The organism is Rhodanobacter sp. OR92, from assembly GCF_000427545.1.
Lineage (GTDB): Bacteria > Pseudomonadota > Gammaproteobacteria > Xanthomonadales > Rhodanobacteraceae > Rhodanobacter > Rhodanobacter denitrificans.
The window spans coordinates 39,116-58,671 of record NZ_ATYF01000018.1 but is presented as its reverse complement, the minus strand read 5'-3'; the positions used below and the strand labels follow the sequence as shown (position 1 = coordinate 58,671).

Sequence of the window (19,556 nt, the reverse complement as noted above, 5' to 3'; positions counted from 1 at the left end):
GCAAGCGACCGGAGCTGGTGCGGCAGGAAATCTGGGGGCTGCTGATCGCCTACAACTTGCTGCGCTGGGAAATGCACCAAACCGCTGGTGAGCTGGGCGTGCCACCGACCCGGCTCAGCTTCCAGGGGTTCACGCGCGCCATCGTGGCCGAGTTGCGATACGCCCCGCTGGAAACACCCGGCGCCTTTCCCAAACGACTCGCCCGCCTCCGACAGCAAGCCCACATCTATCTGTTGCCCGCACGACGACAACGATCTTGTCCCCGTGAAGTCAAACGCCGACCCCACAAATACCCCACGAAAAATGCCAGTCTGTCTTAACTGACTGGCATTAGGCTTCGAGCCGGCGTTTTCGTATGCGGGATGCGGCGGCTGCGCGCTCAGCCCGGCGGCCAGTGCATGCGGCGCCCGGCCAGCAGGTGGACGTGCAGGTGGTACACGGTCTGCCCGCCGTCCTCGTTGCAATTGATCACCGTGCGATAGCCCTGCCCGGCGAAACCTTCCCGCTTCGCGTACGCCGCCGCGGCCAGCAGCAACTTGCCGAGCAGTTCGGCATCGCCCTCCGTCGCGTCATCGAGCGTGGCCAGCGGCTGCTTCGGAATGAACAGCAGGTGCACCGGCGCCTGCGGATTCAGGTCGCGGAACGCCAGTACCTCGTCGTCTTCGTAGACGATGTCGGCCGGAATCTCGCGGCGGACGATCTTGCTGAAAATCGTGTCGGTCATGAGAGTTCCCTTGCGGTAATCAATCGAGCAGTTGCCGGCCGCCGAATGCATGCGCCAGCGTGCTGCGGTCGACGTATTCCAGTTCGCCGCCCAGCGGCACGCCATGCGCCAGCCGGGTCGGCCGCACGCCGCCGGCACGGGCCAGCTGGGCCAGGTAATGCGCGGTGGCTTCGCCTTCCACGGTCGGGTTGGTGGCGATGATCAGCTCCTCGATCTCGCCCTCGCCCAGGCGCTGGGTCAGTTGCGCCAGTCCCAGTTCTTCCGGGCCCAGTCCGTCCAGCGGCGACAGCCGGCCCATCAGCACGAAGTACTGGCCGCGGTAGCCGGTGGCCTGCTCGATCGCCGCCAGGTCGGTCGGCGACTCCACCACGCACAGCACCTGGCGCTCGCGGCTGGAGCTGGAACACAGCGCGCACAGCGGCTCCTCGCTGAAGTTGCGGCAGCGCTCGCAATGGCCGATGCGCCGCATTGCCTGCTCCATCACCGCCGCCAGCTTCAGCCCGCGCTCGCGTTCGCGCTCCAGCAGATGGAAGGCCATCCGCTGCGCGCTCTTGCCACCCACGCCGGGCAGGCAGCGCAGGGCTTCGATCAGGTCGGCGAGGAGGGGGGAACCGCTCATTCGATTCCAAGCCTCAGAACGGCATCTTGAAGCCGGCCGGCAGGTTCATCCCGGCGGTGACGCCGCCAAGCTTGTTCTTGCTGACTTCGGCCACCTTGTTCACCGCGTCGTTGATCGCGGCGGCGACCAGGTCCTCGGCCATCTCGGGATCGTCGGCAAACGTCTGCCGGTCGATCTGCACGCGACGCACCTCGTGCGCACCGGTCATCACCACGCTGACCAGGCCGCCACCGGCACTGCCGGTGACTTCGAGTTTCGCGATTTCCTCTTGCGCGCGCTTCATGTCTTCCTGCATGCGCTGGGCCTGCTGCATCAGCTGGCCGATCTGTCCTCTCATCACACGGCTCCCGATTCGCTGTCAAAAGGTTTGATGGACTGCGGCACCACACGCGCGCCGAACTCGCGCTTCAGCGACTGCACCAGCGGATCGCCCTCGATCGCCTGCTCGGCCGCGGCCTGCGCCGCATCGCGCGCCTGTGCGGCACGCGCCGCCGGGGTCTGCGCGGCGGCAGTCTGGCTGCTGTTGACGAAACGCAGGCGGATGCGCTCGCCCAGCGCGTGGCCGATGCGCTCCTCCATCTGGCTCACCATCGGCTCCACCGCCAGGCTCATGTGCGCCGGCTGCAGCGCCAGCACCAAGGTCTGCCCGTCGCGCTCGCGCAATACCGCGTTCTGCGCCAGCAGGCCGAACGGCCCGCGCAGGCCGGCGCGCTCGATCAGGGCCTCCCAGTCCGGTAATCCGTCGGCGTCGCGGGCCACCGGGGCGGCGGCGCCGGCCGGCGCCGCGGTGGGTGCGGGTGTCGTTCGCGGCGGTGAAGCATCATGCCGCGGTTCCAGCGTCGCGGCGGGTCGCATCGGTGCCGCCGGCGCGGGACGTGCCGCCGCTGCCGGGCCAACCGTGGCGGGCCGTTCGGCATGCACGGCCGGCACACCGTCGCCAGGACGGAACGCCAGCATGCGCAACAGCGCCATCTCGAAACCGGTGCGCGCATCCGGCGCCAGCGCCAGATCACGGCGACCCGCGGTGGCGATCTGGTAGTACAGCTGCACGTCTTCCGGCGTGATCCGCCCGGCCAGCGCGGTCAGCGCATCGTCGTCGGCACCGTCCTCGTCCGGCCGGTAGCCGGGAATCAGCTGGATCAGCTGCAGCCGGTGCAGCACGCTGGCGATGTCGTCCAGCACGCCGCCGAAGTCCGGCGAGTACGAGGCGATCTGCGTGCATTCGACCAGCAGCCGCTCACCGTCGCCGGCAGCCAGCGCGTCGAGCACGCCGAGCACCTGCCCGCGCGCCACGCTGCCCAGCATGTTGCGCACGTCGTCGGCATGCAGCGCGCCGCCGCCGTAGGCGATTGCCTGATCCAGCAGCGACAGGCCGTCGCGCAGCGAACCGTCCGCGGCGCGGGCCAGCTCGCCGATCGCGCCGTCTTCGTAGGCGATGTTCTCGGCGCCCAGGATGTGCCGCATCTGGCCGGAGATCTGTTCCGGCAGCAGCCGCTTCAGGTTGAACTTCAGGCAGCGCGACAGCACCGTCACCGGCAACTTCTGCGGGTCGGTGGTGGCGAGCAGGAACTTCACGTGCGGCGGCGGCTCCTCCAGCGTCTTCAAGAGCGCGTTGAACGCGTTCTTCGACAGCATGTGCACCTCGTCGACCAGGTACACCTTGAAGCGGCCGCGCGACGGCGCGTACTGCGCGTTCTCGATCACCTCGCGCACGTCGTCCACGCCGGTGTTGCTGGCCGCGTCGATCTCCAGCAGGTCGACGAAACGCCCCTCGTCCACCGCCGTGCACACCGAGCACTCGCCGCAGGGATCGGCCGACTGGCCGCGCTCGCAGTTCAGCGATTTGGCAAAGATGCGCGCGATGGTGGTCTTGCCGACGCCGCGGGTGCCAGTGAACAGGTAGGCGTGGTGCATGCGCCCGGTGTCCAGCGCATTGGTCAGCGCGCGTACCACGTGTTCCTGCCCGACCAGTTCGGCGAACTTGCGCGGGCGCCACTTGCGGGCGAGTACCTGATAAGACATGCCTGACTACCTTGGGGCGAAAGGTGATTGTGCCAAGTCAGGCAGGGTAAGTCAGTAAACGACGACCCCGAAATGGCGGCGGCCCCGCCAGCCACACCCCGGCACCCGAATCATTCGCTACCGTTGCTTCCTTCCGGACCTGGCGGAGTTTGCGAACTATCGTCGCGGGGGGACCGACGGGGCCACCATGGACGTGCACGACGGCAGTCGTGACTCACTCGAAACTGGCGGAGAGGGCGGGATTCGAACCCGCGATACGGGGTTAAGCCGTATACACACTTTCCAGGCGTGCTCCTTCAACCACTCGGACACCTCTCCGCAAAATCTTTATCGCACCATCTCGCACTGGGCGGGATTGTTCGGCTCATCCTGAGCCTCACCCCTCACTGGCGTTCGGGGCCAGCCTGGCGGCTGTCCAAATTCGTTCCGGACGAATTTGTCGAACCCGCGATACGGGGTTAAGCCGTATACACACTTTCCAGGCGTGCTCCTTCAACCACTCGGACACCTCTCCGCGGACTTGACCCTCCTTGCGGCAATCCAGTCCTACAAAGAGTCCGCAAGAATACCGGCAGCAGGGCCATACAGGCAAGCAAGCCCGCGCCGATTCAGCCAGCGTCGCCCCTGGGTTCCATCGGGGCGGACAGGGCAATGCGTTCGCCGGGGCTGGCAATGCGATAGCCGAGCGAAGCAAGCGCGGTGCCGTCGGCCTCGCTGCCGTAGTGGTACAGCAGCAGCCGGGCGCGCAACGCTTCGGGATATTCGCGTTCGACGTCGTCGATGCCGGTGTGCGACGGATTGCCGACCAGGCCACAGTCGTGGGCGATGATCTCGTCGCCGCCGGCACGGCTGGCCAGCATCTCGGGAATCGGCCGGGTGTCGCCGGTGAAGATGAAGCTGCCGTCCAGCGCCAGGCCGTACGAGGTGCCCGGTACGTGGTGGCGGGTGGCGAACACGTCGAACCACAGGCCATCCAGCCAGAAACCGCGGGTGCACGGCACCAGCCGGAACGCCTCCCAGAAGTTGGCACCGCCCTCGGCCAGCGCACCGGGGTAGTCGGCCACGCGCGCCTGCAGCCACGGCACCAGCGCGGCGTGGGCAAACACCCGGGTGGTGCCGCGCAGGTGCGGGTCGAACCACAGGCGGATGAACAGCTGCTCCAGTCCAGCCACGTGGTCCATGTGGGTATGCGTGATGAACACCGCCGGCGGCAACGCGTCGTACGCCGCCATGTAGCGGTCGAGCGTGCCGGGGCCGCAGTCGACCAGCAGCATCGGCACACCGGCACGTTCCAGCACCACCGCCGACGAGCCCAGTGCCACCGCGTGCGCGGCGCCCACGCCGAGAAAATGTAGATGCCAGTTCATGGAGTCAGCGTACGCTCGTAGCGGTACAGCAGCGGTTGCCAGATGTTCTTCTCGAATGCCGTTTCGCCGTCGGCAGCCGCGCCCAGCTTGAGCAGCGACCGGCGCAGGCGTCGCAGGTTCGCCCGCTGCCAGCCCGCGGCCGGGATGCGCATGCGTCCGCGGTCGAAGTCGATCAGGTACAGCGCGCCGGGCGCCACCAGCACATTGTGCGCGTTCAGGTCGGCATGCCAGACGCCGGCGCGATGGAAACGCGCCACCAGCGCACCGACCTCCTCCGCCAGCTCGCCATCCAGCCGACCGGCGGCGAGGCATTCGGCCAGGGTCTGCGCGCCGGCGATGCGGCGGGTGATCAGGTCGGCGCTATAGAACAGGCCATGCCGGCGGTACCGCGCGGCCACTACCGGCGGGCCGGGCAATTCCAGCCGGGCGATCTCGGCAAGTACACGGAACTCCACGAACGGACGCGTGCGGTCGGCGCCGGTCCAAAAATACCGGTCGCCCATCAGCGCGGCGACCCGGCCTCCGCGACGATAATGTCGCAGCACGCATTCACCCACCGGTGCGGCAACGATCGCCACGCCGCCGCGGCCACCGGCCTGCGTGCGCAGCGCACCGCGCTGGCGCCAGTAGTCCGGCGCGAACCAGTCGTGCCCGACTTGTGGCGATACCTCGGCGTCGAACAGAATCGCGCCTTCGGCATCGGTGTGGGTTCGTTCCTGCATCATCATGCCCGGTGACTGTCCCGGATTCTAACCCAGCCTCATGACCAGCCCTTCCTCGATCTGCCTGTTGCGCACCTCCGCCATCGGCGACGTCACCCACGTGGTGCCGCTGGTGCGCACCCTGCAGCAGTCGTGGCCGCAAACCACGCTGACCTGGATCGTCGGCAAGCTGGAACGCAAGCTGGTCGGCGACCTGCCCGGCGTGGAGTTCGTCACCTTCGACAAGGCCGCCGGTTGGGCCGGCATGCGCGCGGTGCATGCGGCGCTGCGCGGCCGGCGTTTCGACGCGCTGCTGCAGATGCAGGTCGCCATGCGCTCGAACCTGCTCAGCCTGGGCATCAAGGCCGAGCGGCGCATCGGCTACGATCGCGCCCGTGCGAAGGACCTGCACGGCCTGGTGGTCAACGAGCGCATCCCGGCGCGAACCGGCGAACATGTGCTCGACGCGATCGGCAGCTTCTGCGAACCGCTGGGACTGCAGCAGACCCGGGTACGCTGGGACATCCCGGTTCCCGACGAGGCGCACGCCTGGGCCGCCGAACAGCTGCCCGGCGAGGCGCCGACCCTGCTGGTCAGTCCCACCTCCAGCCATGCGCTGCGCAACTGGCGGCCGGAGCGTTACGCCGCGGTGATCGACCACGCCGCTTCCCGCGGCTGGCGCGTGGCGCTGGTCGGCGGCCCCTCCGCCTTCGAGCGCGCGGCGGCCGACGCCGTGCTGGCGACATGCAAGTCGCCGCCGCTCGACCTCACCGGCAAGGACACGCTGAAGAAACTGCTGGCCCTGCTCGGCCGCGCCCAACTGCTACTGACCCCCGACTCCGGCCCGATGCACATGGCCAACGCCGTGGGCACCCGCGTGCTCGGCCTGCACGCGGCCAGCAACCCGCACCGTTCCGGCCCCTACTCCGACCGCCGCTGGTGCGTGGACAAGTACGACGAAGCGGCGCGCAAGTACCTGGGCAGGCCGGCCAGCGAGATTCCCTGGGGCACGAAGATCGAGAAGCCCGGCGTGATGGATCTGATCGGCGTGGACGAGGTGATCGAACGCTACGAGGCCGCGGCGCAGGCCATGCACCTGTTGTAGGAGCCCACCAGTGGGCCCCTACGCGCACCTCATTACACCGCGCGGTAATCCTGGTACGACTTTTCCTCGACCAGCTGCGAACCGAGCTTGAGATTGATCTCGCGCTTGAACGCGGCGCGCTCGTCGTTGCGAAAATACACCGAACGCGCCAGCTCGATGAACTCGGCATCGAACGCCTGCGCCTTCTCCTTCAAGCGGATGCGGTCCTCGATGTCCCACAGCAGCTCGTTGACCGCCAGCAAATGCGCTCGCTCGCCGGAAATGTCGGTACGCGAGGCCGCGTCATTGGCCCAGGTCGCGTTGAGCAGGTCCAGCTCGTTGCGCACGTTGGCCAGCTTGGCCGCGTCGGCGATCCGGCGCGACTTGATTTCCAGGATGGTGATCTTGTCGATCAGCTCGCCGTAGGACACCGGGGTCTGGATCAGGCTCATGGTCTTGGCTTCCGTCAAAAAAGGATGAGTCACGCCGCCGGGCGAAGTGTGCCCTGCTGCACCAGCGCGCAGACCGTGCGCACGTCGCCGTCCATCGCGCGGTCGCGGTGCATGAAGCCGATGTGCTGGCGCAGGGTCGCGTGGGCGGTGCGCACGGCGGCGCCGGCATGGAAATCGCCGGCATGGGCCAGCGCCGCGGCGAGCTGCTGCACTTCGGCGACGAACTGGGCGTAGTGCGGCTGGTCCTCGCGTGGCGCGTTGGCGATCTTCGCCGCCAGCGCCTGCCAGCCGCCACGGCTGGCCAGCCGGCGCGCCGCGTTCAGCATCTCCTGGCGGTAGTCCAGCGCCTGCGCAGCGGTGTACAGCTCCAGCGCCAGCACGTGAGCGAGATCCTCCATCATCTCCAGCACGTGGCGCGCCTCGTTCGCGCCCATCGAGACGTGATCCTCGGCGTTCGCGCTGGTCGGCACGGAGTACACGCTGGCCGGATGCGCGCGCGTGGCCAGGTCGTTGACCAGCGCCGCGGCGGTGTACTGCACGATCATGAAGCCCGAGTCGGTGCCGTCCTCGTTGCCGGTGAGGAAGGCCGGCAAACCGTCATTCGTGGCCGGATCGACCAGCTTGTTGAGCCGGCGCTCGGAGATCGAGGCGAGCACCGGAATCGCCGCCTTCACGTAGCTCATCGCCAGCGCCAGCGGCATGCCGTGGAAGTGGCCGGCCGAGATCACCTGCTCTTCGATGAACTGCGCGTCGGTGTTGTCCGGGAAGATCAGCGGGTTGTCGGTGACCGAGTTCAGCTCGATGTCGATCACCCGGCACGCCTGTGCCCAGGCATCGCGCACCGCACCGTGCACCTGCGGCATGCAGCGCAGGCTGTAGGCATCCTGCGGCTGGTGTTTCTTGCCGCCCTTGAACGGCAGGAAGCGGCGGTAGAACGTCTCGCGGCCATGACGCTGGTTCGCCGGTACCCAGTCCCAGCCGATGTCGAAGCTGAGCGCCTGATCGTCCGCTTCATTCCATGCCTCGGCCCGCCACGGCTTGAAGCGCGGCACCAGGTGATACGGAATGTCGAGCAGGGTGGATCCGGCCAGCAGTTCGCGCACGTGCGCTGCGGTTTCCACCTGGCCCGGATGCGGACGCAGCGCATGCACCTCGGGCCGCAAGGCGCCGCTGCGGCCGGCGAAGGCATCCAGCGTCATCGCCGCGGCGAGGTCGGCGGTATCCAGCAGACGCTCCAGCGCATCCAGCGCCAGCGCGGCAGTCGCCAGCATCTGCGCGGTGCCGTTGTTGAGCGCCAGGCCTTCCTTGAATGACAGCCGGATCGGCGCGAGCCCGGCGCGCTTCAGCGCCTCGGCGCCGCTGATCCGCTCGCCCTGGTAGAACGCCTCGCCGCCGCCGAGCAACACGATCGCCAAGTGCGACAGCGGCGCCAGGTCGCCACTGGCGCCGACCGAACCCTTCTCCGGCACCACCGGCACCACGCCGGCGTTGAGCATCGCCGCCAGCGCCTCCAGCGTGCTCACGCGGATGCCGGAGTGCCCGCGCATCAGCGTGTTGATGCGGATCAGCAGCATCGCCCGCACCACGTCCTCGCCGAACGGTTTGCCCACGCAGACCGCGTGGGTGATGATCAGGTTGTGCTGCAGCTCCTCCAGCAGCGTACCCTCGGGCGCGTGCGGATTCCCGCCCGGCAACTCGTCGCGCACGCGATGCGCGCCGAGCAGCTTGTCGGCGTTGCTGCCGAAGCCGGTGGTGACGCCGTAGGTCGGCTCGCCGCAGCTGACTTTCTCGGCGAGAAAATCGGCGGCGCGCTGCACGCGCTTGAGCCCGGCCGGGGCCAGCGAAACCTTGTGGCCGTGGCGCGCCACCGCTACCAGCTGGGCGCGGGTGAGGCTGTTGCCGTCGAGGACGATGGTATCGGTTGTGCTCACTGCTGCCTCATGGATGGATTGCGTCGTCTGTCATGAATCACCGGGGAAGTGGCGCTCAGCCCATCGCCGCGGCCTGCTCCAGCTCCACCCGCAGCGTCTTGACCAGTTCGCCGCGCGCCACCTCGAACTGGTCCTCGCGGCGCAGGTCCTTCACCGTCACCACGCCGCGGGCCAGTTCGTCCTCGCCCAGCACCACCACGAAGCGGATGCCGGCGCGGTCGGCGTACTTGAACTGCCTGCCCAGCTTGCCGCCTTCCAGCACCACCTCGGTGGCGATGCCGGCGCCGCGCAACTCGCCGGCCAGCGCCAGGTAGGCCGGCAGCTGCGCCTCGTCCATCTGGGTCACCAGCACATCGACGGTGCTCTTCGCCGTATCGATCAGGCCGGCGTCGCGCAGCTGCCAGTACAACCGGGTCAGGCCGATCGAGATGCCGACGCCGGGCAGGTGCGACTTGGTGTACTGGCCGGCCAGGTTCTCGTAGCGCCCGCCGGAGCAGATCGAGCCGATCTGCGGGTGGTCGTTCAGCGTGGTCTCGTAGACCGTGCCGGTGTAGTAGTCGAGGCCGCGGGCGATCGACAGGTTCAGTGCGTAGTGCGTCTGTGGCACGCCGAACGCGTGGATCAGGCCCAGCACTTCCTTCAGTTCGCTGCGCCCCTGCTCCATCGCTTCCGGGCCGGCGCCGAGCGCATCGAGCTTGTCCAGCGCATCCTGCAGCGTGGTGGAACGCACCTGCACGAAGGCGAGGATCTTCGCCGCCACCTCGGCGCTCAGGCCGAACGCTTCGCCGGTCAGCGTGTCGCGCACGTAGTCGGCGCCGCGCTTGTCCAGCTTGTCCACCTCGCGCAGCACCAGCATCTGCTGCTCGCCATCGACGATGCCCAGGCTCTCGAAGTAGCCGCGCATCAGCTTGCGGTTGTTGAGCTGGATGGTGAACGGCCCGATCGCCAGCTCGCGGAACACGCTGTAGATCACCGCCGGGATCTCGGCGTCGTAGCGCACCGACAGCGTGTCCTTGCCGATCACGTCGATGTCGCACTGGTAGAACTCGCGGAAGCGCCCGCGCTGCGCGCGTTCGCCGCGGTACACCTTCTGCATCTGGTAGCGGCGGAACGGGAAGCTGAGGTCGCGCTCATGCTCGGCCACGTAGCGCGCCAGCGGCACGGTGAGGTCGAAGCGCAGCGCCAGTTCGGGTGTGCCCTCGTCGGCCTTGCCCAGCGCGCCGGTGGACTGCACGAAGTACACCTGCCGCTCGGTCTCGCCACCGCTCTTGGTCAGCAGCACGTCGGAGTATTCGATCACCGGCGTCTCGACCGGGAGGAAACCGAAGCGCTCGTAGTTGCGGCGGATCACGTCGAGCATGCGCTGGAACGCGATCTGGTCGAGCGGCAGCAGCTCGAGCACGCCGGGCATGGTGCGGGCCGGGGTAAGCGCCATGGAATCCTCTACTGACGATGGGAGACGTTCCGTCGCGTGACAGGCCGCACGACGGCAGCCGTCAAGATTAACAGAACGCCGCCGCCCTTCCCCAGCGGATCGTCCAGCGGATGCATCGAACCTGTTGCCAAGCCCCCGATCGGCGATTAAGATACGCGGCTTCCCACGGGGTGTAGCTCAGCCTGGTAGAGCGCTACGTTCGGGACGTAGAAGTCGCAGGTTCGAATCCTGTCACCCCGACCAGATCACGAAAAAGGCCACCCTTCACCGGGTGGCCTTTTTCGTGGCGGCGGATGCCGGCAAACGCGACGTGCGTTGACATCGATCAATACGGCTGCGGTGGAACGGGACGGTAATGCACTCTCCCCTGGCTCCCTCCCCGGAGGTGTGCGATGAGCGACAAGCAATTGCGGCAGGACGTGATCGACGAGCTGGACTTCGAGCCCAGCATCGATGCGGCGGACATCGGCGTGACATGCGAGAACGGCGTGATCACGCTCTCCGGACACGTCCCGAGCTACACGCAGAAGGTCGCCGCCGAACGTGCCGCATGGCGCGTCAAGGGCGTCAAGGCGATCGCGCAGGAAATCCAGGTGCGCTTCGCCGCGGCCAAGAAGACCAACGACGATGAGATTGCCCAGCGCGCGCTCAACATCCTCGCCTGGAGCTCGCCCTCGCCGCATGACGCGGTGCATGTGAAGGTCCAGGACGGCTGGGTCACGCTGACCGGCGAGGTGCGCTGGAACTACCAGCGCGAGGCAGCCGAGGCCAGCGTTCGCCGCTTGTCGGGCGTGCTCGGGGTGACCAACGCGATCGCGCTGACGCCGGCGGCGATTCCTGCCGACGTCGAGGAACGCATCCGCAACGCGCTGCGGCGCCAGGCCGAAATCGAGGCGGCCCGGATCCGCGTCGTGGTCGACGACGGCGGCACGGTGAGCATCGAGGGCGACGTCGACAACTGGGAGGAGCGCCGCGCGGTCGAGCGTGCCGCATGGTCCACGCCCGGCGTGCGCATGGTCGAGGACCATCTGCGGATCAGCTGAGCCGGCAGCGGCGCAAGGATCGGCGCCTGGGGTGCCAATCCCGGCGGCCGCGCCATGCGTCAGCCGGGCTGGCAGGTCAGCACCGCAGCGCCGCGAATACGGCCGTGGCGCAGGTCGGACAGCGCCTCATTCGCCCGATCGAGCGGGTACGCGACGGTGGTGGTCGCCACGCCCGCCTGCGGCACCACGGCGAAGAAGTCCTTCGCGTCCCCGCGGGTCAGGTTCGCCACCGACAGCAGCTGCCGTTCCTCCCACAGCAGCCGGTAGGGAAACGCCGGAATCTCCGACATGTGGATGCCGCCGCACACGACGCGGCCGCCCTTGCGCACCGCCTGCAGGGCCAGCGGTATCAGGCCGCCGTCCGGCGCGAACACGATCGCCGCATCCAGCCATTGCGGCGGCCGATCGAGGGAGCTGCCTGCCCACGCCGCTCCCAGCGAGCGCGCAAACGCCTGCCCTTCGGCATCGCCTGGCCGGGTGAACGCAAACACCCGGCGGCCCTGCCAGCGCGCGACCTGGGCAATGACGTGCGCCGCCGCGCCGAAGCCGTACAGGCCCAGCGCATCGGCCGCGCCCGCCTTCGACAGGCAGCGCCAGCCGATCAGGCCCGCGCACAGCAACGGCGCCAGCGCCACCGGGTCGGCGTGGCGGTCCAGCGGAATGCAGTAGGCCGCCTCGGCGACCACATGGCTGGCGAATCCGCCCGGGCGCGTGTAACCGGTGAACTGCGGCGCATCGCACAGGTTCTCGGCGCCCATGACGCAGTACCGGCACACGCCGCAAGCATGCCCCAGCCACGGCACACCCACCCGGTCGCCGACGGCCGGGGCCGTCACGCCCTCACCCAGCGCCTCGACGCGGCCGACGATCTCGTGCCCTGGGATGACCGGCGGCGTCACCCGCGGCAATTCGCCGTCGACCACGTGAAGGTCGGTGCGACACACCCCGCAGGCCTCGACGCGCAAGCGGACCTCCCCCGCCGCCGGCTGCGGGTCGGGCAGTTCCCGCAAGCTCAGCGGCTGGCCGATGGCGGTCAGTACCATGGCGAACACGGCAGTTCTCCTGCAGCGTCGTGCGTGATGGAAGCGAACGTCGGCGGCGGCCACGGAGGACCTCCAAGCGCCGCTCCGGAGCGGCCTGCCGCACGCGCGTCAGAGCCAGCGCGCGAACCAGTCGGCAGCGATGGCCGCCACCTGTTCCAACGCGCCGGGTTCCTCGAACAAATGGGTGGCCCCCGGCACCACGGTGAGGCTCGCGCCCTGCGGCATCGCCGCCTGGGCCGCCCGGTTGAGCTCCAGCACCTGCAGGTCGGCGCCTCCCACGATCAGCAGCGTCGGCGCCTGCACGCGCGACAGACTGGACGTGTCGGCCAGATCCGGGCGTCCGCCGCGCGATACCACCGCGTCAATCTCGCCGGGCCGGGCCGCGGCCACCATCAACGCAGCAGCGGCGCCCGTGCTCGCGCCGAACAGGCCGCGCGGCAGATCGCGCAGGGCCGCCTGTCGTTGCGCCCATTGCAGCGCCGCGTCCAGGCGCCGGGCGAGCCGCGGCACGTCGAAGCGTGCCGCCGTGTCGCGATCCTCCTGCGGCGTCAGCAGGTCGAAGAGCAGCGTGGAGAAACCGCGTCGATTCAGTACGGAGGCGACGTAACGGTTGCGCGTGCTGTGCCGGCTGCTGCCGCTGCCATGCACGAACAGCACCAGGCCGCGCGGCGACGGCGGGGAGACGAGGTCGCCCTCGAGAACCACCTGCTCCGCGGGGATGTGGACCGGGCCACCCGGCGACGGCGACGCCGGTGCCTCGGCGGCGACCGGATCGGCCAGCAGGGCGATCACCTGTTCGTCGCTGACGCTGTCGAAGTCGAGATAGTGCGAACCGACCGCAGGGAACGGGCGCGGCGTCGCCAGGCAAACGACCTCGTCGGCCAGGGCGGACACGCGCGCCAGGCTGTCCGCCGCGGCCACCGGTACCGCGCAGACCAGTCGCGCCGGCCCCTGCGCGCGAACCGCCCGCAATGCCGCCACCATCGTGGCGCCGGTCGCCAGGCCGTCATCGACCACGATGACCGTCCGCCCGGCGAGAACCGTCGCAGGCCGGCCGGGGCGGTAGCGCGCACGACGCTCGCGGATCAGCGCCAACTCGCGCTGCGCGACGCGCCGGGTATAGGCGGTGTCGGCGCCCGCCTCGGCGGCGTATTCATTGAGCAGCACGCTGCCGTGTTCGTCCACCGCGCCGATGGCGAACTCGGGGTTGCCCGGTGCGCCGAGCTTGCGCACCAGCACCACGTCCAGCTCGCCACCCAGCGCGTCGGCGACTACCAGCCCCATCGGCACCGCGCCGCGCGGAATCGCCAGCACCACCGGCTGCGCGCCCCGGTAGTGGGCCAGCGCGTCGGCCAGTTGCCGGCCGGCATCGTCGCGATCGAGAAACGGCAGTGAGACCATCGGGATGCACTCCAGCGCGGCGCCGCACGGCACCGGCGGCAGCCAGCGTGCCTGTGGCGTACTGTGTGCCATCCGCCGCCGCACTTGTTGACCTGCATCAACATGGCACCCGGTTCCGCTGCCAAGCTGGCGCCATCGCCGCTGCGGCGACCGCGTGTATGGAGGCGCCCGTGATCGTCCGCCACCCTCCCCTGCTCGACGCCATCCGCGACGCGGCAGTGCCGCTCGACGGCGACGATCGCGACTACGATCCGCTGCTGCGCATGGTGGGCGAACGCCCCTTCGTGCTGCTGGGCGAGGCCAGCCACGGCACGCACGAGTTCTACGCGATGCGCGAGGAGATCACCCGCCGGCTGATCGGGGAACTGGGTTTCGATGCGGTGGCGGTGGAAGCCGACTGGCCCGACGCGTACCGCCTCAATCGCCACGTCCGCGGCGTCGGCGACGCCTCGATCGACGAGGCATTCGGCGACTTCCGGCGCTTCCCGACCTGGATGTGGCGCAACCACGCGGTACGCGGATTCATCCAGTGGCTGCGAGCCCGCAATGCCGGGCTTCCGGCCGCCGCGCGGGCCGGCTTCTACGGCCTGGACCTGTACAGCCTGTACCGCTCGGCCGACGCGGTGATCGACTACCTCGAAGCGGTCGACCCCGACCAGGCCATGCTCGCGCGCCGGCTCTATGTCGCGCTGGACCACGTACGCGAACCGCAGACCTACGGCTTCGAGGCCGCCACCGGCCTGCGCCCGCCCTGCCGCGACGCCGCCGCGGCCCTGCTCGTCGAACTGCTGCGCAAGGCACCGGCCTACCTGGCCGAAGACGGCCCGGCGGCGCGCGACGAACAGTTCTTCGCCGAACGCAACGCGCACGTCGTGCTGCATGCCGAGCAGTACTACCGCGCCATGTTCGGCGGCCGCAGCAACACCTGGAACCTGCGCGACGCGCATATGGTAGACACGCTGTTCGCCCTGCGCCGGCACCTGCGCGCACAGGGGCGGCAGGGCCGCATCGTGGTGTGGGCGCACAACTCGCACCTGGGCGACGCCCGCGCCACGCAGATGGGCGAGCGCGGCGAATGGAACGTCGGCCAGCTGCTGCGCGAGCAGGCCGGCGCCGCGCAGGCCCTGCTGGTCGGTTTCACCACCTATACCGGCCATGTCACCGCTGCGCACGACTGGGACGCGCCGGCCGAAAGGCGCTGGGTGCGCCCCGCGCACAAGGACAGCTGCGAGCACCTGCTCTACACCAGCGGCCTGGACCGCTTCTTCCTGCCGCTGTCCGGCACGCTGGCCGAAGGGCTGGCCGCGCCGCTGCTCGAACGGGCCATCGGCGTGGTGTACCGGCCCGAGACGGAGCTGGCCAGCCATTACTTCAGCGCCTCGCTGAGCCGGCAATTCGACGCCCTGTTCCACCTCGACGAGACCAGCGCGGTCGAGCCGCTCGACATCACCGAACACTGGACCCGCCACGAGCCACCGGACACCTACCCTTCGGGCCTGTAGGCAACGACGAACCGTTACCGCTTCGCCTCAACGCGCGGCCGCTGGCGGGACCAGTGCGGCCAGTCGGTCGAGTTCCGCCTCGACGAAGCCGGCCTGCAGCCGCGCCGGGCGGTTGAACGGGCCGCGCAGGCCGACGCCCATGCAGTCGCGCAGCAGGGTGAAGAACGTCTCGATCGGGTCGAGGCCGTCGCGCTCGCAGCAGTGGCGGTACCAGCGGGTACCGGCGGCGACATGGGCCACTTCCTCGCGCAGGATCACTTCCAGGATCGCCACCGTGCGCTCGTCGCCGAGTCCGCGCAGCCGTTCGATCATGCCGGGGGTGACGTCCAGCCCGCGCGCTTCCAGCACGCGCGGCACCAGCGCCATCCGCGCGGTGTCGTTGCCGGCCGTCTTCGCGGCCATCTCCCACAGGCCGTCGTGCGCGTCGAAGTCGCCGTAGGCGTGGCCCAGCTCGGCCAGCCGGTCGGACAGCAGCGCGAAATGACGCGCCTCGTCGTGGGCGCAGCTGGCCCAGTCGCGGTAATAGTCCGCCGGCATGCCGCGGAACCGATATACCGCATCCCACGCCAGGTTGATCGCGTTGAACTCGATATGCGCCACCGCGTGCACCAGCGCCACGCGGCCTTCCGCGCTGCCCAGGCCGCGCTGCGGAAGTTGGCGCGCACTGACCAGCCGCGGCTTCGCCGGGCGACCGGGCGGGCCGATCGGCACCGGCGGCGGCGCGGCGGCGTCCGCACGCAACTCGCCACGCTCGAAGGCCTGCCAGGTCGCGTGCGTCAGGCGCAGCTTCTCGTCCGGCGCGCTGGCGTCGAGGCAGGCTTTGGCGGCGGTGTGCAGATCGGTCATGACGAACCCTGCAGGAGCGCACCTTGTGAGCGATGCTTTTCCGCCACTTGACGAACAGCTATCGCGCACGACCGAAGGAAGTCCCTTGCGGACAAGGTGCGCTCCTGCGCGTGCGATGCGGGGCTCAGCCGGCCCGTCGCGCGGCCTTGGCGTCGTCCGAGCGCAGCATCTCGATCTGTTCCAGGTAACTCCGGTCCAGGCCGGTGACGTATTCGCCGGAGAAGCACGAGGTGTCGAACTGCTTCAGTTCCTCGTTGCCGTCCTGCACCGCCCAGATCAGGTCCTTGAGGTCCTGGTAGATCAGCCAGTCGGCGCCGATCGTCCGCTCGATCTCCTTTTCGGTGTGCCCGGCGGCGACCAGCTCCGAGGCCGACGGCATGTCGATGCCGTACACGTTCGGGTAGCGCACCGGTGGCGCGGCGGAGGCGAAGTAGACGTTCCTGGCGCCGGCGTCGCGGGCCATCTGGATGATCTGCTTCGAGGTGGTGCCGCGCACGATCGAGTCGTCCACCAGCAGCACGTTCTTCTTGCGGAATTCCAGGTCGATCGCGTTGAGCTTGCGGCGTACCGATTTCACCCGCTCGCCCTGCCCCGGCATGATGAAGGTGCGGCCGATGTAGCGGTTCTTGACGAAGCCCTCGCGGAACGGCACGCCCAGCGCGCCGGCCAGCGCGCTGGCGGCGGTGCGCGCGGTGTCGGGGATCGGGATCACCGCGTCGATGCCGTGGTCGGGCCGCTCGCGCAGGATCTTCGCGGCCAGCTTCTCGCCCATGCGCAGGCGCGCCTTGTACACCGAGACGTCCTCGATCATCGAGTCCGGCCGCGCCAGGTAGACGTACTCGAAGATGCACGGCGTGTGCGGCGCGCCCTCGGCACAGCGGCGGGTATGCAACTGGCCGTCGTCGGTGATGATCACCGCCTCGCCCGGCGCCACGTCGCGGATGCGCTTGAAGCCGAGGATGTCCAGCGCCACCGATTCGGACGCCACCGCGTACTCGCGGCCCTCGCCGTTGACCCGCTCGCCCAGCACCAGCGGGCGGATCCCGTTGGGGTCGCGGAACGCGATCAGGCCGTAGCCCAGCAGCAGCGCGATGCAGGCATAACCGCCGCGGGCACGTGCATGCACGCCGGCCACCGCCTTGAAGATGTGGTCCGGGGTCAGCGCCATGCGGTCCTGGATCTGCAGCTCGTGCGCCAGCACGTTCAGCAGCACTTCGGAATCCGAGTCGGTGTTGATGTGGCGGCGGTCGTCCTGGAACATCTCGCGGCGCAGCGCATCGGTGTTGACCAGGTTGCCGTTGTGCGCGAACGCGATGCCGTACGGCGAGTTGACGTAGAACGGCTGCGCCTCGGCCGAGCCTTCCGAGCCGGCGGTGGGGTAGCGGCAGTGGCCGATGCCGATGCGCCCGCGCAAGCCGCTCATCGCGCTCTGCCCGAACACGTCGCGCACCAGCCCGTTGCCCTTGTGCAGGCGCAGCCGCGCACCGTCCACCGTGGCGATGCCGGCCGCATCCTGGCCGCGGTGCTGCAGCACCGTCAGCCCGTCATAGAGCGCCGATGCCACTTCGGTGGTACCGACAATGCCGATGATTCCGCACATGGTTTGTTGCCTGCTTCAGAGGATGATTCAGAAAGTCCGCGGCGGCACGGCCGTGCCGGTCGTCGCCGGATGCCGCGCGCTCGCCGCCGGTGCGGGCGCCGTACCCGAGATGGGGGCCGTCAACGCCGCCGGCAAGCCGGACAGACGGCCGAGCGTCGCCGGCGGATGGAGGTATTCGCGCACGCCCGGCGGCACTTGCTGGCCCAGCCAGGCCGCCACGTGCTGGAAGCGCGGCAGCAGCACCGACTGCCGCCACCATGGATCGCGCGTGAACGCGGTGAAGCCGATCAGGAACACCGCCACGGTCACCAGCAGCACGCCGCGCACGAAGCCGAACAGCATGCCCAGCAGGCGGTCGGTGCCGGACAACCCGGTGCTCTGGACCAGTTTGCCGATCACGAAGCGCAGCAGCGCGCCGAGGATCAGCACGGCGACGAAGCACAGCCCGTAGGCCACGATGATCCGTGCCGACGGCAGCTCGATCACGTGCTCCAGCCGCGCGGCCGCGGCGGGGCCGAGCAGCCACGCCACCCAGAACGCGGCGACCCAGATCGCCAATGCCAGCACTTCGGAGATCAGGCCGCGCCACAGCCCGACGAAGACCGACAGGGCCAGCACGCCAAGGATGATGTAGTCGGTCCAGTTCATCTGCTTGCCCCGTCAGTCCGCGTGCCGGAACCGGCGCTCAGGGTACCGGCACGACGTTGCCGTCGATGCCCAGCTTCGCCTTGATCTGGTCGTGCACCCGCTGCGCGTCGCCGCGCTGGGTCTGCGGACCGGCGCGCACGCGCCACAGACGCCTGCCGCCGGACTGCACCGAATCGACGAAGCCGTCGAAGCCGTTCGCACGCAACTTGTCGCGCAGCGCATTCGCATCGGCCTGGTCGCTCATCGCCGCCAGTTGCACGGCCCAGCCGCCGGCCCTGGCAGTGCTCGTGGCCGCCGGCGGCGGTGTCGCCGCCGTGCCGCTTTCGTGGCTGGTATCCTGTTCGAGCCGGGCCGGCACGCCGGGGATCGACTGGGTGATCTTCAAGCGCGCGGCCTCGGCCGCGGCGCGCGTCTCGAACGGCCCGGCGATGACCAGGGTGCGCGGCTGGCCGGCCTGGGTGATGGCGTGGCCGCCGACCGGATAACCCAGCGCCCGCACGCGGCGCACCAGGTTGGCTGCGCCGGCGGCATTGGCGTAGGCGCTGAGGTTCAGCGTGTAGTTGCCGCGTCCCGCGGTCGGCGCGGGCACAGGCGCAGGCGCAGTAGCCACCGGCGCCGCGGTCGGAGCCGCCGGCCTGGGCGGCGGCGTGATCGCCACCGTGTGCGGCTTCGTCGCCGGCGCCGTGCTGGTGTTCGCGCCGGCCGCCGGCGGGTTGGCCTGCTGAGGAATCACCGGCTGGCCCGGCGAGGTACCCGAACCGGTGGTCACCGTGGTCGGTTGCGGCGGCTTGCCTGCTTCGGGATCGGTCTCGACGTCGCGCGGGCGACTGGAGCCGATGTTCACCGTGGCCAGCCGGTCGCTCGAGGCCGGCGTCGCCGACGGCGTCGACTGGCCCGCGGCGCTCGAAGCGCCTGCCGGGGCATCCGGCGCCAGGCTCATGGTGCGGGTCTGCAGGTCGCGGTCGGGCGCCGGAGGGATCGCCAGGCTGACCGCCTGGTCGCCGCCCGGCGCCGGCGGGGTGCTGGAAAAGAACATCGGCACGAACAGGACCGCCAGCGCAATCAGGACGGCGGCTCCCAGCAGGCGTGTTTTCAAGTTTTCGCTCCAGGGCGGCAAACGCAGTGCACAACGGCGCGA

Annotated in this window: 18 protein-coding genes, 3 tRNA genes, 1 other RNA gene and 1 pseudogene; 5 read left to right on the top strand and 18 right to left on the bottom strand. The window is 69.5% G+C overall.

The window, feature by feature from the left end; all coding sequences use genetic code 11:
* Positions 1-320: pseudogene (locus RHOOR92_RS19855) on the top strand (DDE transposase); the annotation flags it as partial.
* A 59-nt stretch (positions 321-379) separates the two neighbouring features.
* Here the strand turns inward: RHOOR92_RS19855 and RHOOR92_RS0111040 are convergent.
* The 9 genes from RHOOR92_RS0111040 to RHOOR92_RS0111010 all read right to left on the bottom strand — a co-directional run bounded on the left by RHOOR92_RS0111040 (position 380) and on the right by RHOOR92_RS0111010 (position 5,460).
* Complete coding sequence (locus RHOOR92_RS0111040) at positions 380-724, bottom strand: histidine triad nucleotide-binding protein (protein ID WP_007513153.1); 345 nt, start codon at positions 722-724, stop codon at positions 380-382.
* A 19-nt stretch (positions 725-743) separates the two neighbouring features.
* The gene (gene recR, locus RHOOR92_RS0111035) at positions 744-1,343 is read right to left on the bottom strand and encodes a recombination mediator RecR (RefSeq protein WP_007513151.1); all 600 of its coding nucleotides are present in this window, start codon (positions 1,341-1,343) and stop codon (positions 744-746) included.
* 13 nt (positions 1,344-1,356) lie between these two features.
* On the bottom strand, positions 1,357-1,680 hold the full coding sequence (locus tag RHOOR92_RS0111030) for a YbaB/EbfC family nucleoid-associated protein (protein WP_027485554.1): 324 nt from the start codon (positions 1,678-1,680) through the stop codon (positions 1,357-1,359).
* Entirely contained in the window at positions 1,680-3,365 is a 1,686-nt protein-coding gene (dnaX, locus tag RHOOR92_RS0111025; RefSeq protein WP_027490240.1) for a DNA polymerase III subunit gamma/tau, read from the bottom strand. Before dnaX ends, RHOOR92_RS0111030 begins: the two co-directional genes overlap by 1 nt.
* 82 nt (positions 3,366-3,447) lie before the next feature.
* Positions 3,448-3,544: signal recognition particle sRNA small type (gene ffs / locus RHOOR92_RS19290), an RNA gene on the bottom strand.
* 46 nt (positions 3,545-3,590) lie between these two features.
* Positions 3,591-3,683, bottom strand: a tRNA-Ser gene (locus RHOOR92_RS0111020).
* An 81-nt stretch (positions 3,684-3,764) separates the two neighbouring features.
* Positions 3,765-3,876, bottom strand: a tRNA-Ser gene (locus RHOOR92_RS19620).
* A gap of 97 nt (positions 3,877-3,973) precedes the next feature.
* Positions 3,974-4,732, bottom strand: a complete 759-nt coding sequence (locus RHOOR92_RS0111015) for an MBL fold metallo-hydrolase (protein ID WP_027490239.1) — start codon at positions 4,730-4,732, stop codon at positions 3,974-3,976.
* Entirely contained in the window at positions 4,729-5,460 is a 732-nt protein-coding gene (locus RHOOR92_RS0111010; protein WP_027490238.1) for a 3-deoxy-D-manno-octulosonic acid kinase, read from the bottom strand. The genes RHOOR92_RS0111015 and RHOOR92_RS0111010 overlap by 4 nt, the downstream gene beginning before the upstream one ends.
* Positions 5,461-5,494: 34 nt before the next feature.
* Here RHOOR92_RS0111010 and RHOOR92_RS0111005 point away from each other — a divergent pair, with 34 nt between their 5' ends.
* Positions 5,495-6,538: a glycosyltransferase family 9 protein gene (locus tag RHOOR92_RS0111005; RefSeq protein ID WP_027490237.1), complete on the top strand. Its 1,044-nt coding sequence runs from the start codon at positions 5,495-5,497 to the stop codon at positions 6,536-6,538.
* A 32-nt stretch (positions 6,539-6,570) separates the two neighbouring features.
* Here RHOOR92_RS0111005 and RHOOR92_RS0111000 read toward each other — a convergent pair whose 3' ends face one another.
* The 3 genes from RHOOR92_RS0111000 to hisS are packed head-to-tail and all read right to left on the bottom strand — an operon-like array spanning position 6,571 to position 10,335.
* On the bottom strand, positions 6,571-6,969 hold the full coding sequence (locus tag RHOOR92_RS0111000; RefSeq protein WP_027490236.1) for a DUF6165 family protein: 399 nt from the start codon (positions 6,967-6,969) through the stop codon (positions 6,571-6,573).
* A gap of 29 nt (positions 6,970-6,998) precedes the next feature.
* On the bottom strand, positions 6,999-8,900 hold the full coding sequence (locus tag RHOOR92_RS0110995) for an aromatic amino acid ammonia-lyase (protein WP_027490235.1): 1,902 nt from the start codon (positions 8,898-8,900) through the stop codon (positions 6,999-7,001).
* Positions 8,901-8,955: 55 nt separating this feature from the next.
* On the bottom strand, positions 8,956-10,335 hold the full coding sequence (gene hisS / locus RHOOR92_RS0110990; RefSeq protein ID WP_007513134.1) for a histidine--tRNA ligase: 1,380 nt from the start codon (positions 10,333-10,335) through the stop codon (positions 8,956-8,958).
* Between the two features lie 166 nt (positions 10,336-10,501).
* Between hisS and RHOOR92_RS0110985 the strand changes: the two genes are divergently transcribed.
* Together RHOOR92_RS0110985 and RHOOR92_RS0110980 are read left to right on the top strand one after the other, a co-directional pair.
* Positions 10,502-10,578, top strand: a tRNA-Pro gene (locus tag RHOOR92_RS0110985).
* Between the two features lie 149 nt (positions 10,579-10,727).
* A complete protein-coding gene (locus RHOOR92_RS0110980; protein ID WP_007513113.1) occupies positions 10,728-11,378 on the top strand; it encodes a BON domain-containing protein in 651 nt (216 codons plus the stop codon).
* A 59-nt stretch (positions 11,379-11,437) separates the two neighbouring features.
* Here the strand turns inward: RHOOR92_RS0110980 and RHOOR92_RS0110975 are convergent, their stop codons facing one another.
* Entirely contained in the window at positions 11,438-12,421 is a 984-nt protein-coding gene (locus RHOOR92_RS0110975) for a zinc-dependent alcohol dehydrogenase family protein (protein WP_231378370.1), read from the bottom strand.
* Between the two features lie 108 nt (positions 12,422-12,529).
* Entirely contained in the window at positions 12,530-13,894 is a 1,365-nt protein-coding gene (locus RHOOR92_RS0110970) for an alpha/beta fold hydrolase (RefSeq protein ID WP_007513109.1), read from the bottom strand.
* Between the two features lie 98 nt (positions 13,895-13,992).
* Here RHOOR92_RS0110970 and RHOOR92_RS0110965 point away from each other — a divergent pair, with 98 nt between their 5' ends.
* Positions 13,993-15,324 (top strand): erythromycin esterase family protein, encoded by a 1,332-nt coding sequence (locus tag RHOOR92_RS0110965; RefSeq protein WP_100224913.1) that lies wholly within the window; start codon positions 13,993-13,995, stop codon positions 15,322-15,324.
* Positions 15,325-15,351: 27 nt separating this feature from the next.
* Here RHOOR92_RS0110965 and RHOOR92_RS0110960 read toward each other — a convergent pair whose 3' ends face one another.
* The 4 genes from RHOOR92_RS0110960 to RHOOR92_RS0110945 form a co-directional block, all read right to left on the bottom strand.
* A complete protein-coding gene (locus tag RHOOR92_RS0110960) occupies positions 15,352-16,170 on the bottom strand; it encodes a ferritin-like domain-containing protein (protein WP_007513105.1) in 819 nt (272 codons plus the stop codon).
* A 124-nt stretch (positions 16,171-16,294) separates the two neighbouring features.
* Positions 16,295-17,770: an amidophosphoribosyltransferase gene (gene purF / locus RHOOR92_RS0110955; RefSeq protein WP_007513103.1), complete on the bottom strand. Its 1,476-nt coding sequence runs from the start codon at positions 17,768-17,770 to the stop codon at positions 16,295-16,297.
* A 27-nt stretch (positions 17,771-17,797) separates the two neighbouring features.
* The gene (locus tag RHOOR92_RS0110950; protein WP_007513101.1) at positions 17,798-18,418 is read right to left on the bottom strand and encodes a CvpA family protein; all 621 of its coding nucleotides are present in this window, start codon (positions 18,416-18,418) and stop codon (positions 17,798-17,800) included.
* A 37-nt stretch (positions 18,419-18,455) separates the two neighbouring features.
* Entirely contained in the window at positions 18,456-19,514 is a 1,059-nt protein-coding gene (locus RHOOR92_RS0110945) for an SPOR domain-containing protein (RefSeq protein ID WP_007513099.1), read from the bottom strand.
* Between the last annotated feature and the right edge of the window lie 42 nt (positions 19,515-19,556).

Bases quoted from the DNA above. Each gene is read 5' to 3' on its own strand.
- RHOOR92_RS0111030 (WP_027485554.1), bottom strand. From the start codon at position 1,680: ATGAGAGGACAGATCGGCCAGCTGATGCAGCAGGCCCAGCGCATGCAG.
- RHOOR92_RS0111000 (WP_027490236.1), bottom strand. From the start codon at position 6,969: ATGAGCCTGATCCAGACCCCGGTGTCCTACGGCGAGCTGATCGACAAG.
- RHOOR92_RS0111010 (WP_027490238.1), bottom strand. From the start codon at position 5,460: ATGATGATGCAGGAACGAACCCACACCGATGCCGAAGGCGCGATTCTG.
- RHOOR92_RS0111015 (WP_027490239.1), bottom strand. From the start codon at position 4,732: ATGAACTGGCATCTACATTTTCTCGGCGTGGGCGCCGCGCACGCGGTG.
- RHOOR92_RS0110980 (WP_007513113.1), top strand. From the start codon at position 10,728: ATGAGCGACAAGCAATTGCGGCAGGACGTGATCGACGAGCTGGACTTC.
- dnaX (WP_027490240.1), bottom strand. From the start codon at position 3,365: ATGTCTTATCAGGTACTCGCCCGCAAGTGGCGCCCGCGCAAGTTCGCC.
- RHOOR92_RS0110950 (WP_007513101.1), bottom strand. From the start codon at position 18,418: ATGAACTGGACCGACTACATCATCCTTGGCGTGCTGGCCCTGTCGGTC.
- RHOOR92_RS0110970 (WP_007513109.1), bottom strand. From the start codon at position 13,894: ATGGCACACAGTACGCCACAGGCACGCTGGCTGCCGCCGGTGCCGTGC.
- hisS (WP_007513134.1), bottom strand. From the start codon at position 10,335: ATGGCGCTTACCCCGGCCCGCACCATGCCCGGCGTGCTCGAGCTGCTG.
- RHOOR92_RS0111040 (WP_007513153.1), bottom strand. From the start codon at position 724: ATGACCGACACGATTTTCAGCAAGATCGTCCGCCGCGAGATTCCGGCC.
- purF (WP_007513103.1), bottom strand. From the start codon at position 17,770: ATGTGCGGAATCATCGGCATTGTCGGTACCACCGAAGTGGCATCGGCG.
- recR (WP_007513151.1), bottom strand. From the start codon at position 1,343: ATGAGCGGTTCCCCCCTCCTCGCCGACCTGATCGAAGCCCTGCGCTGC.
- RHOOR92_RS0110960 (WP_007513105.1), bottom strand. From the start codon at position 16,170: ATGACCGATCTGCACACCGCCGCCAAAGCCTGCCTCGACGCCAGCGCG.
- RHOOR92_RS0111005 (WP_027490237.1), top strand. From the start codon at position 5,495: ATGACCAGCCCTTCCTCGATCTGCCTGTTGCGCACCTCCGCCATCGGC.
- RHOOR92_RS0110975 (WP_231378370.1), bottom strand. From the start codon at position 12,421: ATGGTACTGACCGCCATCGGCCAGCCGCTGAGCTTGCGGGAACTGCCC.